Source organism: Leptospira levettii, from assembly GCF_002812085.1.
Classification (GTDB): Bacteria; Spirochaetota; Leptospiria; order Leptospirales; family Leptospiraceae; genus Leptospira_A; species Leptospira_A levettii.
Genome location: NZ_NPDM01000001.1, coordinates 1,067,334 through 1,080,089, shown reverse-complemented (window position 1 = coordinate 1,080,089; position 12,756 = coordinate 1,067,334). Strand labels below are relative to the sequence as shown.

Sequence of the window (12,756 nt, the reverse complement as noted above, 5' to 3'; positions counted from 1 at the left end):
AACAAAAATGAAAGTTCTTATCTTAGACAATTACGATTCCTTTACGTATAATTTATACCAAATCATTGGTGAAATTTTAGAAGAAAGAGAAACTCCATTTCAATTGGATGTGGTTCGTAATGATGAAAAATCATTCTCTGAAATCAAAGAAGCAAATTACGATAAAATTATCATTTCTCCTGGCCCAGGCCATCCTGCGGATCCTGCTTATTTTGGAGTGAGTGCTGAACTCTTAAAAGAATTAGGAAAAACAACTCCTATACTCGGAATCTGTTTGGGAATGCAAGGAATGGCTACTGTATTTGGTGGAGAAGTGGTTCGTGCAAATGTTGCAATGCATGGAAAACTTTCACCCATAGAACACAATGGTAAGGGTGTTTTTTCAGGTCTTACTCAGAATATCGAAATTATGCGTTATCACTCATTAGTGGCTAAGGAATCTTCCTTACCCAAAGATTTGGAAGTGACAGCTCGTGTTTCTTCAGGTGAAGGTAAAGGAGAAATTATGGGATTACGCCACAAAACCTTTAAGATAGAAGGGGTACAATTCCATCCTGAATCTTTTGGGTCTGAAGAAGGAAAAGAATTACTTCGAAATTTTATTAACGGCAAATAAACTAAAAAACGAAACTTGAATGTCAAAATTCAGTTTCGTCTATTTGAGATCTCCTAACATTGCTTCTTCCCAGGAAGCAAAAAAATCAAAGTCATTACTTGCTTTTTGTGAATCATCATTTCCAAACAAAGAAAACTTTTTACGTTTAATTTCATTATAAGTGTTAATTGTATTTATTTGGCCTTGTTTAGTTTTTTCAAACTTGGCATGGAGTTGTGATCCACCTTTGCCTTGGGTGCCTTGTATTAGTAATGTAAAGAATTCATCAAAGTATTCATCCATATTTCCTGGGATAAAAAAGTTAACGAATCCTTGAGGGATTACATAAAAAAAGTTACCATTAATTTCCTTTTTACCAATTCTCAAAAAATTTCCATGCAGGGTATCAATGTTCTTTTCAAAAATGGTTTTGAGTCTGTATTCTAAATTATCAATTTTTAATGTGATACCAAAGGAACGAATTTCAATATCACCTAAAAAATGAATTTCTTGTGGTGTCAGAAAATAGTCTTTAGGTGGATTCACTGGGAAATGGAATATTAAAGTTTTTCCTTGGTTAGTAATTTTGAGTCGATGGGTTGGATTTCCTTTATCCCAAATCATAATATTAAATTTTGTTTTTTCTAATCTACTTCCTGTTCGTTGGTAAAAACCTGGGAATTTAGATTTGGTAGTTTCATTGATAGTAAATTCTAAAGTTTGCCATTCCGCAGTTTCGGTGGTATGGCAATACATAACACTACAAAGGAATTGTAGATTTTTAGAATTCGATTTTAATTCTTGGTAAGCATTATGATCATTTACTAATAAAGCAAATTCATTCAGCCACTTGAAAAAGTCTCTTGGTTGGTATCCATTTAGTTTATGAATGATTTTTCGCTCAACAGCGTAAATTTCCTTTTCATCCCAAGATTTTGGTGTGAACGTAACATTGGCATAATAATCATAATTTTTAGAATCAAATTCATACCATCTAAGATTCCAATTTTGATTTTGGTCTTTTTTTCCTGAAAGAGTAACCATCGGAAATCCATCGGAATTTTTTAACAGTTGGGATTCATTGTCGTCGGATAAAGATCCAGCGAGTGCAGCAAAAAGAATTTCATTTTTAGCAGTGGATTTGATCGATTTTTGTAAATGATCATAACCAGTCCAAAATTGGTATTGGTCGAGATTTTTATGAAGGCAATTTTGAGAATTTAAACAAATGAACACAATCGTAAAAATGAATGGGAGATTAAATTTCTTTTTTAAGAATTTCATAAACTTCCTGGATCAGTGTTTCCTCAATTTGAGATTGGTATGAGGAAGAGATGAGTTTTCCTGATTTGTTATAGATTCGAATGTAAACTTCACCCTTTGACAAACCATTTGTCAGTTGTCCTTTCCTATCTAACAGAATATTTTCATATTGTTTGTGTTTAGACTCTTCTATGTAGTCTTCTACAATTTTGTTTGATTCTTTTAGGTCCAAATAAAGCAAAAAATTGACTTTGTTACTGTCTTTCCATAATAAATTTTGCATTTTCCAGTAGAGTTTACGTCCTTGTTTTCTACATACTTCCACATCGCGCAAAAAACATCCCATCAGAACAATCGGTTTTCCTTTGACGGATGTGTCAGAATACGATTGCCCATATTGATCCTTCATTTGAAATTGTGGTATGGAATCAGCAATGATTGGAAGAGAGAACAAGAGCAAAAATAGAAGGATCAAATTTTTTTGCACTTTCAAAATATCGTTCATAAATCTATTAACGGCAAGTTCAAAATTAACTTTTGTTTTGTTTTTGCTAATATTGAACATAACTTGTTCCCAATTCCAACAAAAAATCAAATTAATTGATTCTTCGGCATCAATTGCCTTCTTTGAAGTTGAGGAAGAGGATTGGAAGGAATTATTTCCAACTCAATTGAGCCAATTAAAACTTAGTAGTTCTCATTTAAAAGAACTACCTAAAATTTTGTCATCAATTCATTTCAAACGAGGGGTTTTGGCTTACGAAGACTGGGACCACTTAGTGCCTGAATCTTATGTATCAGAATTAGAACGATTTGTACAAAAAATAACCGAACAAGACCAGAAGAAAGTATACTTATGCATTTTCAAAATTGATGATCTTTTGTCTCCCAACGTAAAAATATTAAAAACCAGTTTTTACATTATGGGCACAGAAAATGGAATCGTGATTTTGTTTCAGGAGATTAATACCAATATCACTTTCCCAACTCAATATTCGTTTGAAGATTGGGTGATATTCCAACCCCGACCAATCAAACCAATTTATAAACCAGAATTGTGGCTTAAAAATAAAGATTCCGTAAGTTTATACCGCGAACAATCGCAAATGAAAAATCAAATTTATGGAAATGTTATTGTATATAAAAATTTAGAAATTTTACCAAATCCACCTATTTATCGTTATCCGAAAGAAGAGGATGTAACTCCAATTCCACAAGAAAATTGGAAATCTGTTCCCGAAAAATTAAAAACCTTAGAAGAGATGAGGAAAAATAAATTGATAACGGATGACGAGTACCAAAAGAAAAAAAATGAATTACTAAAAGAATTTTAGATTCCATCTCCATGAATGAATTCTTGCAAAAACAAATCATCTTCTGGGGGATTTGAGTTGGACTTCTCTAATAATTGTTGTTTTTCGTAAAGTTTGTTTATCAATTGTTGTTGAGTTTCCACTTTCTCAAGTAATACAGAAAAAACTTTTGCAATAGGGTCTGGCATTTGGTTGTGTTCTAACATTTGTTCCATGCTATCAGAAGTGCCATCGCCAGCCTTTACAACTTTACCTGGGATACCAACGACTGTACACCCCGCAGGGACATTTCGCATCACCACAGAACCAGCACCGACTCGAACATGGTCTTCTACAGTGATGTTACCGAGAATTTTGGCTCCAGCTCCTATCACTACATTTTTCCCTATTGTTGGATGGCGTTTGCCAGTTTCCTTACCAGTCCCTCCTAAGGTCACACCTTGGAAAATGAGGGACCCAGATCCAATGACGGCAGTTTCTCCAATGACTACACCTGCACCATGGTCGATAAAAACTCCTGGTGCAATTTTTGCTCCTGGATGGATGTCAATTCCAGTGAGAAAACGACTTAAATAATTGAAGAGCCTAGGTATGATAGGAAGTCTCATACGGTATAGAAGATGTGCTAACTTATGTAACCAAAGTGCATGCAAACCCGGGTAACAGAGTATGATTTCTAGATACGATTTTGCCGCCGGGTCAAATTTTTTAATGATTTTTATATTTTCAAACATCGATTTGTTGGAGAAAGACTAATCCTTAGACAGTTCTAAGTTTCCTAAAAGAAAGTGGAACAATATTTTTCTGATACTTCCAACGTGATTCTAATTCTGTTTCTCACTTTTTTTTGTCGGAATCTAATTGATTCTTTGAGAAATTTCGATCGAATGAATCATAAATTTATTTTTAGGTGATTCGGCCTTGGAATCCAATAAAACAACTCACATTCTATTATTTTTCCTTACATTTCTCTCACTTACTTATTCTGATATTTTTTTGAATCCAGGGATCCCACAAACATTAGAGAATTATAAACTCTATTTTTTTGAAAATTGGCCGTACTCAGTGTCTTTATTGTTCATACTATTAGCTCATGAAATGGGCCATTATTTACCTGCAAGGTATTATGGAGTCAGAGCAAGTTTACCTTATTTTATCCCACTTCCATTTGGTCCCATTGGAACCATGGGTGCTGTGATCAAAATCAATGATCAAATCCCAAATAAAAAAGTATTGTTTGATATTGGAGTAGGAGGACCAGCAGTTAGTTTGATTCTTTCGTTAGTTGCGTGGATCATTGGTATTTCTTTATCAAAGGTTGTGGAGATACCTTCTAATATTGACAGATCAGGTTTTTTGTTTTTTGGAGACAGTACATTCACATATTTTTCCACTCAATGGATCCTTGGACCAATTGATTTTACAACCATGGATATCCAAGCTCATCCTTTGGCGAAAGCTGGATGGGTAGGACTGCTAGTTACTGCCATTAATTTGCTTCCTTTTGGACAGTTGGATGGTGGACATGTCATTTATTCGATGTTTGGTGAATCTTATCGAAAATGGATTCATATACTATTTGGATTTTTTTTGATTTTTGCTTTGGTCCATTTCACCTGGTTAGTTTGGGGATTTTTGATTTATTATGTGTTAAAGGTTGAACATCCTTTCATCAAAGATGCAATGTATGGAATTGGTAAAACTCGATTCCTGTTTGGTATTTTGATATTAGTATCTTTCCTAATTATTTTCGTCCCAAAACCAATCATAATCGGTTCTGAATATGATAATCCTACTTTACTCGATGATCTATTTCGTCTGATAGTTAAGACAGTAGGTATAAGCGATTGAAACGTATTTGGATTTTATTATTCATTTTTACATTACCATTATTCGCACAAGAAAGCAAAGAATACAAACTTTCTGATAAAGCGTATGGTTTAGCTTGGGATGGTGTAAATTTTTGGTATATAGATACAAATCGACGAGCAATCATTAAGATCAATGAAATTGGTGAACAAGAAATATATAATTTAGGTTTGGCGAATTTACGAGGGATTAGTTTTGATTCTAGAGAAGGAAAAATATTAGTCGTAGCTCCAAAACAGATTTTAAAATTAGATCCAAACTCTGGTGGGATCACTGATAAAATTTCAATTCCATTAGCAAACGTAGCAGGAATTGCAAGTGTGGGGAACTATTATTATATTTTGGATTTAGATTCCGGTAAGGTTCAAATTTATGACCAGTCCACATCTCTATTAATTGGCGGATTTTTTACTGATCGTACTCGACCGAGAGATATTTGTTACGGTAGAGATTCATTATGGATCTCTGATTCCGCTGATAATAGCATTTACAGATATGATACCAAAACCGGAAAAATTACAGGTTCCATTAAAACCAATTTACGATCTGTGAGAGGTGTTTTACTCAGTGGATCAAAACTCTGGGTTGTGGACCGTGAAAATAAAGAGATTAAAAACATTCCCTTCATTGAAACTGAACGTTTCATTGCATCTGGAGAAGAAGAATTTAATCTAGAAGTAACTTTAAAGTTTAAACTTGATTCAGTTTCGTTATCAAAAGCCCAAATTGCAATTTTACATCCTCCTTCTAATGAACAACAAAGGATAAGAGGTGTTAAGTTTACTGACTCTTCTTATGCGCCATCCTTCATTCAAAGAAACAGAGTTCATTTGAAGAAATTGTCTATTGAAGATTTACCTGGTGAGCAGATCGTAAAATATAAATTTTCTTCTAAAAATCAATTTATCAAATACTATGTAACTGATGATTATTTAGATAAAGAGGCAACATATCCAGGGGATGTAACACCTTTTTACGAAAAACCACAGGAAGATATTAAATTGCTTCCAAGAGATTATTTGGATTTAATTTACCAAACTAGGCAAATCAGTGTTAGCATTAGTGATTTCAAAGAGAAAATGAAAGAAAGTGGTATACCTGTTCAATCATTTCGTATGATTCGCTTCGATAAAGGAAAACCAAAATCCATTCAAGATTCATTGTCAGTATTTTTATTAGGTTATGGATGGATACCAATCGCTGATTTAGGTTTAGGTAGTAATACAGACAAACGATACTTTGAGAAAAAGGAGACAGATTTGATTTTATACCAAAGTTTGAATCTGAAAAATTCGATATCTCCAGTATACTTTCGTAAAGATACAAATTCGGAATGGGAGAATTTACCTGCAGAAATTACTTATAAAATTAAGTAAACTTGGTTTAGTTTTCTTTTTCTCATGTTCGGTTCTCCAAACGTCTATCCCTTTATTTCTAAAGGAGGTAGACTCTTCTCAAGAGAAAAAATTTAAAGAACTGATTGAAACAACTTGGATCCAATTTCCAAAGATTGGATTGTATTGTGAAAAAGAAATATCCTATCATAAAATTTTCTGCAAACTACAAACGGTCATTGGCCTAAAAAAACTTTCTGAATATTTAGGAATTCAAATTTTTTTAGAAGGTCCTCATTCCAAGTATTATTTGGAATTAAATGATCAGTATCAGTTTGGGCATTATAATCCTGAATTTCCTAGAAAAATTAGGAATTTGTTTTTACCTGCAAAAACCCAACCTAAGTTTTTACAATTAACAAAACCAATATATGAAAGTTGGTTCAAACAAACGGCACGTGAATTTTTTATTGTTTACCAAAAATTAGATTCGAATCCAAAATTTTTCAGAAAAGAAGCAGATCGTTATTTAATGTTAGTTGAAGAATCGAGGTTAGATCCTTATTATTTAGATCGTTTTATCCTTTTTTTGTATCCTGCTTATACTGATAACGAGGATCCTGAAGAAGCGGCACAGTTTTCTATCTTTTCTGGTGATGAGAATATGGATTCTCAAATTGTGAAAGAACTTGTAGGATTTTGGATTCGAAGAAAGGCGGATGGAACTGACACAGAATTTATATTGGGTTTAGTTGATCTAATCAAACTGTATGATCCAGAGTTTTATGAACTCCGGACAAGTTTGAAAGACAATCCAACCAAAAATTAGGATCTAGGATAATAATTCTTTTACAGCATCAATTACGTCTTTTTCATCTGTTTTTGTCATTCCAGCAAATAATGGTAATGAAACAGATTTATCATACATCTGACAAGCATTAGGATATTCTTTTCTTTGGAATCCAAACGTTTTCTTATAATAAGGATGCTCAAAGATAGGAATAAAATGTAAACTAGTACCAATATTTCTTTCTTTCAATTCCTCAACCAGTGTATCTCGGCCAATTTTTGCCAATTTCGGATCAATTTCGATACGGTAGAGATGCCAACTATGAATCCCGTTTTCATCTTCTTTTGGAAGTTTCACTCCCTTTAATCCAGAAAATTCAACATTATAGTGTTTTGCAATTTCAGTCCTTCGTTCCCAGAATCCATGTGATTCCTTAAGTTGAACGACACCAAGGGCAGCGGCAATATCGGTCATATTATATTTATACCCAGCATCAACAACTTCATAGTACCATCCAGGTCGATTGAATGCATCACGGTTGATCCCGTGCAGACGCATCCTGCGTATCCGGTCAGCAAACTCTTTATGATGAGTGGTGATCATTCCACCTTCACCAGTGGTAATGCCCTTTGTAGCATAAAAACTAAAAACAGTAAAATCACCCCAGGTTCCAATCATTTTGTTCTTATGCACTGCAGGGAATGCATGGGCTGCATCTTCAATCACATAGAGATTATATTTTTTTGCAATGGCTAGAATGGCTTCCATATCACATGTATAACCAGCTAAGTGTACAGGTAAGATGGCTTTAATTCGTTTGCCTGTTTTGTTACTCGTAAGTTCTTTACCGTTCCATTTGCACTTAGAGTTGATTGTAGTTTCTAAGGTTTCAGGAGTCATTATGTTGTGAACGGGATCGATATCAGTAAGAATGGGTTCTGCTCCAAAGTAACAGATGACCTCGGCGGTGGCAGTAAAGGTAACAGAACTTGTGATAGCAGCATCATTCGTTGTGAGTCCAATCGCCTCGAGTGCTAAATGTAACCCTGCTGTTGCCGAATTGACAGCGATTGTTTCTTTGCTTCCAACAAAATCGCCAAACTCCATCTCGAATTGTTTTACTTTTGGTCCCGAGGTAACCCATCCAGATCGGAGTACCTGAGCCACTTCTTCAATTGCATCTTCTGAAATGGAAGGAAGTGCAAACGGTAGGAAGGTTTTGCGAGATGTGAGCATATTCATTTATACGACATAATTCGGAAAAAATTTCCAGTCTTTTCCGCTCCCAAACTTCCTATCGACGGGATTTTTCAAACCTAAATAGGGATTTTCACCCAAGGTTTAAAAATCTACTTGTAGGCACTCATCAAATTCAGCATTCTTTCCTGGAACATGGAAGTTCCTTTTTCTGAAATCCTGAGCCGCATTGCTGTCATTGACCGTGATATAGCGGAATTAAACCGCTTAAAAAGTCGATTACCAGCTGACAGGCCGTATTCGCCAACCATCCAACTTACTTTTGATAAACAAATTAACACTCTCTTAAACGAAAGAGTGTCTCTAATGGAATTACCTGTCCTACACCCACCTCTTTGGCTTCTTCCAAAAGAAGGGATGGAGGTTTCCGAACAAACAACTCTTCTAAAGGAAAGGAAATCACTCCTTGCTGGTGACCTTTCTGTTTCTCATCCTAACGAGCAGGATGTCATCAATTTCATTCGAGAAATTCCAAAAACAGAAGTCCACTTGCACTTAGAAGCATGTGTAAATAAGGAAACACTTAAATTCTTATACAAAAAAAATGGAATCGAAGTCACTGACCAAGAATTTGAAGATAAATACAATTTCAAAGACCTCAATGGTTTCATCCAAGTTTTCTTTTTTGTCCAAGGATCTGTCAAAGAGGCATCCGATTTAGGATACTTCATTGATAGTTTAGCAGACTACCTTCGTTCAAATAACATTGTCTATTGTGAAGCATTCTTTGCGCCATCTAAGTTCATTCAAAACGGATTGGATTTTGATGAAATGGTAGAAGTGATGGTCAATCGCATTCGCCAAATTGAAGTGAAAGATGGAATCTCCATACGATTACTCGTTGATGTTTCTAGATCATTTGGACCTGAAAATGCAATGAACAACCTTAAACGAGTGTTAGGTTTAAAACACAAAGAAGTGATAGGAATAGGTCTTGGTGGGGCTGAACTCATGGGTCCTGCTAAAGATTATGCTGATGTGTTTAAAATTGCACGTGAGTCTGGTTTACGATGTGTTGCTCACTCAGGAGAAGATGACGGTCCTTGGGCAATCTGGGATGCAGTGAATCTATGTAAGGCGGAACGTATTGGGCATGGAACATCAGCCATCCAAGATCCCGAACTTGTTCGTTACATGAAAGAGAACAAAATTCCAATCGAAATCTGTGTCACATCAAATGTTTTTACTGGCAAGTATGTAAGAAAAGAACAGAATCACCCAGTGCGTTATTATTATGACCAAGGTTTGATGCTTTGTATCAACACAGACGATCCAGATATTTTTAATGTCAATTTAACGTATGAATTTTTTAAGTTGTATCGCTTTTTAGATTTCTCCATTGATGAAATCATTGATTTGGTGAGACAAGGTGTTCTATGTACTTTCCATCCAGAGAAGGAAACTTTGTGGAAATCAATGGAAGAGAAAATCAATCAAATTAAAGTAAAATACAATCTAATTTCAGAAAAACAAACGATCTCAGTTTAAACACGAGGTTTGGAATTGAAGAATTGTAACTGACCTTACAAGTTTTGAAATGTCCCTCTATACACCGATCGAAATTTAAATCACTATAGAAAAATTAAATTTTATGTAGTGATTTTAAATCATTTATTTGATTGATTCTTTTAACGTTGCAATGTCAATTTTTCTCATCTTTAACATTGCCTGTGTTGCTTTTTCTCGTTTGATTGGATCCTTGTGAGAAACTAATTCTAATAATATGTTTGGTGTGATTTGCCAAACCATTCCAAATTTGTCTTCGACCCATCCACACATAAGTTCTTTTCCACCTTTTGAAAGTTCATTCCAATAATGATCGACTTCTTTTTGTGTATCAACATGGATCATAAAGGATACACCCCAAGAGAATTTAAATTCAGGTCCACCATTGTAAGCTGAAAATTTTTGTCCGTTTAAAATGAACTCCGCTTGCATTGGATTTACAGAGATCACTTTGGATTGTTTGAAAATGCCTGTATAAAATTTAGTAACCTCTTCTAAGTTTGCATTGAACATCAAAAAAGGAGTGATGGGATTTGTTTTTTCTTGTGATACTTTTACTTGTACTTTCGGAGTTTTTGTTTTTTTAGCTAGGGATTTGGTTGGTTTGGAGATTTTTTTCTTTGCTGTTGCCATTGTCTTTACCTTTTTGTTTTCATCTTCCTTCTCTTTGTTGTTTTGTTGGATCAAATCATCAAATGGTGATCATGATTTTTTAGTTTTAGAAAATAAAACTCCCAGAAACTCACTGGAAATCCATTCTTCTTCGATTTTTGATCCCTTAAATTTGGAAACAATCATTTCTTCCCATTTGATCACTTTGCCTTCTTTTAAGTTCTGAAGCGGAGTCGGTTTTATTTTGCCTTTGATCGTTCGGATCCAAACAACCGTATCTTTCGATTCATGGACAAATTCTATTTTTTCAATTTTTAAATCAGTCAAAAATTGATTTAAGTTCTTTATCCATTTGCTTACAATCTTAAGTCCATGATATGTTTTTTGTGATGTGTTTGCTATATAATTAGAAGAGAAATAATCAGGAATCTTAGTTGTTTTCGGATTGGTAAATAGTTCAATTAAGATGGAAGTGATCTGTTGTTTGTGATCCATTTTTTTAATCATCCGTAAAATCATTCTTAGGTGAACAGATTGTAACCTAACCACCATTTCAAAATTCCTAACTAGGATGCAGATTTGGATATCAGAAAACGAGAGTCATTGAGAAAAATTGGTTTTCTGAGATTTAATTAGGTTGACAATAAATAGTTTAATATCAAACTAATAATTAAGACCAGATTTCCAAACAAAACAACAGTTTTCTCAATGGAACTGAGGGAGATTTTCATGGGTACAGACAAGATACAAAAGAGTGAGATCATTCCGTCCTTATTTTTAGGACATGGAAGTCCTATGAATGCAATCGAGGAAAACGAATTTGTCGAAGGTCTTCGGAACGTTTCGAAAACCTTTCCAGAACCCAAAGCGATACTTGTGATTTCTGCCCATTGGTTAACTGATGGAACCTTTGTTACTGCGATGGAGAATCCTCCCACCATACATGACTTTGGTGGTTTTCCAAAGGCGTTATTTGAAGTACAATACCCTGCTCCTGGGAGTCCTAGTTTGGCCAAAGAAATCCAATCCCTAGTCAAATCTCAATCTGTCCAATTGGATTATGATTGGGGTTTAGATCACGGGACATGGAGTGTACTAAAACATATGTATCCGAAAGCAAATGTTCCCATCGTACAATTGAGTATGGATTACAAACTTCCACCTGAAAAACACTTTGAAATCGCCAAGGAACTTTCTCCATTGCGAGAACAAGGTGTACTCATCGTTGCTAGTGGGAATATTGTGCATAACCTCCGTATGGTGGCATGGGACAGATTGACAGAGAGTTATGGTTTTGATTGGGCACTTTCGGTGAATCAAAAAGTTAAAGATTGGATTCTATCAGGTGATACCCGATCTTTATTTTCAATTCGAAATAAAGGAAAAGAATTTGAATGGGCAATTCCTACGACAGAACATTACCTTCCATTATTGTATACAATCGGAACTCAATTTCCATCGGACCAAATTTCCTTTTTTAATGACAAACCAGTGGCTGGAGCATTGACCATGACTTCTGTTCGATTGGATTCTAATCCGCTCTTCAATTAAAGGGAAGACTGAATATGATAAAACCTCCACTCGAGTATTTAGTTCGCAATCCAAAAGTTACCACAACCAATCCTCCACTACTTTTGTTGTTACACGGAGTTGGTAGCAATGAAAATGATTTGTTTTCGTTAGTAGATGATTTACCAGAATCACTACTGATTATCTCACTCAGAGGGCCTCTTGTTTTAGGCAGGAACAGGTTTGGCTGGTATGAAATTTCTTTCCAAGGTGGGAGTCCAAAAATTGATATTGGACAACAAGAAGTAAGCCATCAAAAAATATTAGAATTTTTAGATTTTGCAAAGGGTCAGTTTCAATTTGATACAAATAATGTTTGGATTGGTGGTTTTAGCCAGGGTGCCGTGATGTCCTATTCAGTTGGATTAGAGCACCCAAAACAATTTAAAGGAATCATTGCACTTAGTGGAAGACTCTTAGAGGAAACAAAACAGAAATTAAGTGCAAATGATGAAGTCGATCCGCAAAAGATTTATATTGCCCATGGAACCAATGATAATGTGATATCTGTTGCTTCTGCAAGGAATTCAAAAGAAAGTTTGGAATTGTTGGGAAGGAGTCCTAAGTATAAGGAGTACCCAGAAGGCCATACCATCAGCCAAGAAATATTAAAAGATTTGGTTGGATGGTTGGCAGTTGAGTTGTAAA

14 protein-coding genes are annotated in these 12,756 nt (G+C 34.9%); 8 read left to right on the top strand and 6 right to left on the bottom strand.

What is annotated here, in order from left to right; translation table 11 throughout:
- Positions 1–7: 7 nt before the first annotated feature.
- Positions 8–616 (top strand): anthranilate synthase component II, encoded by a 609-nt coding sequence (locus tag CH354_RS04995; protein WP_100725950.1) that lies wholly within the window; start codon positions 8–10, stop codon positions 614–616.
- Between the two features lie 39 nt (positions 617–655).
- Here CH354_RS04995 and CH354_RS04990 read toward each other — a convergent pair whose 3' ends face one another.
- Together CH354_RS04990 and CH354_RS04985 are read right to left on the bottom strand one after the other, a co-directional pair.
- Positions 656–1,879 (bottom strand): LIC10025 family lipoprotein, encoded by a 1,224-nt coding sequence (locus CH354_RS04990; RefSeq protein ID WP_100728335.1) that lies wholly within the window; start codon positions 1,877–1,879, stop codon positions 656–658.
- Positions 1,854–2,423: a TlpA family protein disulfide reductase gene (locus CH354_RS04985; RefSeq protein WP_239671108.1), complete on the bottom strand. Its 570-nt coding sequence runs from the start codon at positions 2,421–2,423 to the stop codon at positions 1,854–1,856. The genes CH354_RS04990 and CH354_RS04985 overlap by 26 nt, the downstream gene beginning before the upstream one ends.
- On the opposite strand from CH354_RS04985, the gene CH354_RS04980 reads away from it, so the two are divergent.
- Positions 2,401–3,192 (top strand): SHOCT domain-containing protein, encoded by a 792-nt coding sequence (locus CH354_RS04980; protein ID WP_207762627.1) that lies wholly within the window; start codon positions 2,401–2,403, stop codon positions 3,190–3,192. The two genes, CH354_RS04985 and CH354_RS04980, sit on opposite strands and share 23 nt — an antisense overlap.
- Here CH354_RS04980 and cysE read toward each other — a convergent pair.
- On the bottom strand, positions 3,189–3,905 hold the full coding sequence (cysE, locus tag CH354_RS04975) for a serine O-acetyltransferase (protein ID WP_100725596.1): 717 nt from the start codon (positions 3,903–3,905) through the stop codon (positions 3,189–3,191). The genes CH354_RS04980 and cysE overlap by 4 nt on opposite strands.
- Positions 3,906–4,092: 187 nt before the next feature.
- Between cysE and CH354_RS04970 the strand changes: the two genes are divergently transcribed.
- The 3 genes from CH354_RS04970 to CH354_RS04960 all read left to right on the top strand — a co-directional run bounded on the left by CH354_RS04970 (position 4,093) and on the right by CH354_RS04960 (position 7,203).
- The gene (locus CH354_RS04970) at positions 4,093–5,022 is read left to right on the top strand and encodes a site-2 protease family protein (RefSeq protein ID WP_100725595.1); all 930 of its coding nucleotides are present in this window, start codon (positions 4,093–4,095) and stop codon (positions 5,020–5,022) included.
- Positions 5,019–6,416 (top strand): NHL repeat-containing protein, encoded by a 1,398-nt coding sequence (locus CH354_RS04965; RefSeq protein WP_100716150.1) that lies wholly within the window; start codon positions 5,019–5,021, stop codon positions 6,414–6,416. The genes CH354_RS04970 and CH354_RS04965 overlap by 4 nt, the downstream gene beginning before the upstream one ends.
- Positions 6,417–6,555: 139 nt before the next feature.
- Complete coding sequence (locus CH354_RS04960; protein WP_243395965.1) at positions 6,556–7,203, top strand: hypothetical protein; 648 nt, start codon at positions 6,556–6,558, stop codon at positions 7,201–7,203.
- A 3-nt stretch (positions 7,204–7,206) separates the two neighbouring features.
- On the opposite strand, the gene CH354_RS04955 is transcribed toward CH354_RS04960, so the two are convergent.
- Complete coding sequence (locus tag CH354_RS04955; protein WP_100725593.1) at positions 7,207–8,400, bottom strand: DegT/DnrJ/EryC1/StrS family aminotransferase; 1,194 nt, start codon at positions 8,398–8,400, stop codon at positions 7,207–7,209.
- Between the two features lie 156 nt (positions 8,401–8,556).
- On the opposite strand from CH354_RS04955, the gene add reads away from it, so the two are divergent.
- Entirely contained in the window at positions 8,557–9,909 is a 1,353-nt protein-coding gene (gene add / locus CH354_RS04950) for an adenosine deaminase (RefSeq protein ID WP_100716153.1), read from the top strand.
- A gap of 123 nt (positions 9,910–10,032) precedes the next feature.
- Here the strand turns inward: add and CH354_RS04945 are convergent, their stop codons facing one another.
- The gene (locus CH354_RS04945; protein WP_100725948.1) at positions 10,033–10,560 is read right to left on the bottom strand and encodes a VOC family protein; all 528 of its coding nucleotides are present in this window, start codon (positions 10,558–10,560) and stop codon (positions 10,033–10,035) included.
- 69 nt (positions 10,561–10,629) lie between these two features.
- Complete coding sequence (locus CH354_RS04940) at positions 10,630–11,091, bottom strand: ester cyclase (RefSeq protein WP_239671111.1); 462 nt, start codon at positions 11,089–11,091, stop codon at positions 10,630–10,632.
- Positions 11,092–11,268: 177 nt separating this feature from the next.
- Between CH354_RS04940 and ygiD the strand changes: the two genes are divergently transcribed.
- Together ygiD and CH354_RS04930 are read left to right on the top strand one after the other, a co-directional pair.
- Positions 11,269–12,090 (top strand): 4,5-DOPA-extradiol-dioxygenase, encoded by an 822-nt coding sequence (ygiD, locus tag CH354_RS04935; RefSeq protein ID WP_243395964.1) that lies wholly within the window; start codon positions 11,269–11,271, stop codon positions 12,088–12,090.
- A 14-nt stretch (positions 12,091–12,104) separates the two neighbouring features.
- Positions 12,105–12,755 carry an alpha/beta hydrolase gene (locus CH354_RS04930; protein ID WP_243395963.1) on the top strand — a complete coding sequence of 217 codons (651 nt, stop codon included), beginning with the start codon at positions 12,105–12,107 and terminating at the stop codon, positions 12,753–12,755.
- Position 12,756 lies beyond the last annotated feature (1 nt).